Annotated in this window: 1 protein-coding gene and 3 tRNA genes; all 4 read right to left on the bottom strand. The window is 45.4% G+C overall.

Features of this window, described 5'->3' with window-relative positions; translation table 11 throughout:
• Window positions 1-1,618, bottom strand: a 1,618-nt coding sequence (locus CAG69_RS22000; RefSeq protein ID WP_161446224.1) for a methyl-accepting chemotaxis protein, incomplete at its 3' end; no start/stop codon positions are given.
• Between the two features lie 323 nt (window positions 1,619-1,941).
• A tRNA-Asn gene (locus CAG69_RS21995) sits at window positions 1,942-2,017 on the bottom strand.
• A 38-nt stretch (window positions 2,018-2,055) separates the two neighbouring features.
• Window positions 2,056-2,131, bottom strand: a tRNA-Phe gene (locus tag CAG69_RS21990).
• A gap of 7 nt (window positions 2,132-2,138) precedes the next feature.
• Window positions 2,139-2,214 (bottom strand) — tRNA-Thr (locus CAG69_RS21985).
• Window positions 2,215-2,216: the final 2 nt, after the last annotated feature.

Below are 2,216 nucleotides of genomic sequence, written 5' to 3'. Positions count from 1 at the left end.
TTACAGAGAACTTGTTTACCCAACCTTCTAGCTCATCCGCCAGCGAAGCTAAACTTTGAGTGCTTGATTGACTCTCCGTTACCACAGAGTTGAGCAGGCTTCCGCTTTCCTCGATAAGATTTACGCGCAGCGCAATATCATCGCTAACCTGAGTTTGTTCGGCTGCGGCAGTCGCGATCTGCTGACTCATTGCGGTGATAGATTCTAACGCCGTTACAATTTGCTGCAGAGCTTCAGAGGCATTCTTAGACTCTGTTACTGTGCCCTCACTGGTTTCTGCACACACATCCATTGTGTGAATAGCGTTACGGGAACCTTCTTGCAGGTTGGAGATCATATGCTGAATCTCTTTAGTGCTATCTTGTGTTCGGCCTGCCAGGTTACGCACCTCGTCGGCAACAACGGCAAAGCCTCGACCTTGCTCTCCGGCACGTGCTGCTTCAATGGCAGCATTGAGTGCGAGTAAGTTTGTTTGCTCTGCAATATCGCCAATTACATCGAGCACTTTTACAATATTATTTACATCCTGATCTAGATCGGCGACCGCTTTACTCGCAGTATTTAATTGAGAAGCTAAACCTTGAATGTTTTCAACCGTGTTATGAATGAGTTTCTGAGTATGTTGGCTTTGTTTATCGGCTTCGTCTGTGTTGTTTGCTGTATCACTTGCCGAGTTGGCAACATGGTTGGCTGAAGATGCCATTTCAGTCATCGCAGTGGCAATCATTGCTGTTGACTGCTGCTGGGATACGGTGAGATCGGCAATCGTATTTGAGCGAGATTCTACGGCAGATAACTCAGCGCGCAGTGCGTGCATGGATTTCTCAAGGTTTGTAACCATGGTGGCTAGTGATTGACTCATATCTTGCACCGCACGATAGATACTTCCTCTCGGCGCCACTGCATCAAAACTGGTCTGAATGTCGCCTTGTGCGACAGCTTGAACGGCTTTGCGCACATCGTTTGGCTCTCCACCAAGTAGATTGAGCATCTTGCGAATCGAGATAATCAGGCCACCGAGAATACTCCCCGCGATAACTAAACACAGTACAAGCTGCCATTGAGCGGTAGCCCAGAAGCGAGCATTCACCTCATTAAACCCGATCCCTGTACCTACAATCCAGCCCCAATGTGGTGTTTTCTCGGCAATAGAGTGTTTTTCTTCAATGCTTCCGTCGGCCTGCTTTTGACTCCAAGTATATTCTACGATTTGACCTGTTTTGCGCCCCAAAACATCTAAGATAAGTTGGCCGACGCTGTTGCCATCTCCATCACGAAAGTCGTGAAAGCTTGTGCCATGTAATTGAGGGTCAAGCGGAGCTGCAACAAAAATCATGTTCTCATCTGCGACATAAACGTATTCGTTGTCTTTGTAGATATTATTACGAAGTAGGCGAGTGGCTAATGATTTCGCTTCGTCCTCTGGCATTTTGCCTTCGATAGCTATTTTTTCTACTTCGGTAAGAATGCTGTACGCACTTTTAAATAGCTCAGTAACCCGAGCTTTGTTATCAAGGTTACTTGCGACGCGAAGTGTCCATAAGCCCGTTGCGGTCAGTGCTAAGAGTGCTAGCAATATGATCGCAGATAATAAATAGGCTTGAGTTTTTAGTTTCATATTTGGCTCACAAATAAAGTGTCATCACTATGCAAGGCATAGCTAAAAGAAGAAATGTAATAACTCGGGCATCTTAGTGAAGATGAATATTCGCGCATACTAATGCGTATTGAAATTATGATGAGGATTAAATTTTTAGCGTAAAATAAGTGTTTTTTAGAGATTGGGCTTAATATTTTACGATGCTAGAAACAGAGAAACAGAGAAACAGAGAAACAGAGAAACAGAGAAACAGAGAAACAGAGAAACAGAGAAACAGGGGAATAAAATGAACGTAGGGCAGATGCCAAAAAGCCGCATCAAAAGATGCGGCTTTTTAAAAATGGCTCCTCCTACTGGACTCGAACCAGTGACCTGCGGATTAACAGTCCGTCGCTCTACCAACTGAGCTAAGGAGGAATTATTCGTGTATCGTGTTTAGCAATGACACCAAATAATGGTGCCTCGAGGCGGAATCGAACCACCGACACGAGGATTTTCAATCCTCTGCTCTACCGACTGAGCTATCGAGGCAAAAGAATGGTGCCGACTACCGGAATCGAACTGGTGACCTACTGATTACAAGTCAGTTGCTCTACCTACTGAGCTAAGTCGGCAC

Source organism: Vibrio sp. V43_P6S15P86 (assembly GCF_009904725.1).
Taxonomy (GTDB): Bacteria; Pseudomonadota; Gammaproteobacteria; order Enterobacterales; family Vibrionaceae; genus Vibrio; species Vibrio diabolicus.
This window is presented reverse-complemented; position numbering and strand designations above follow the sequence as displayed.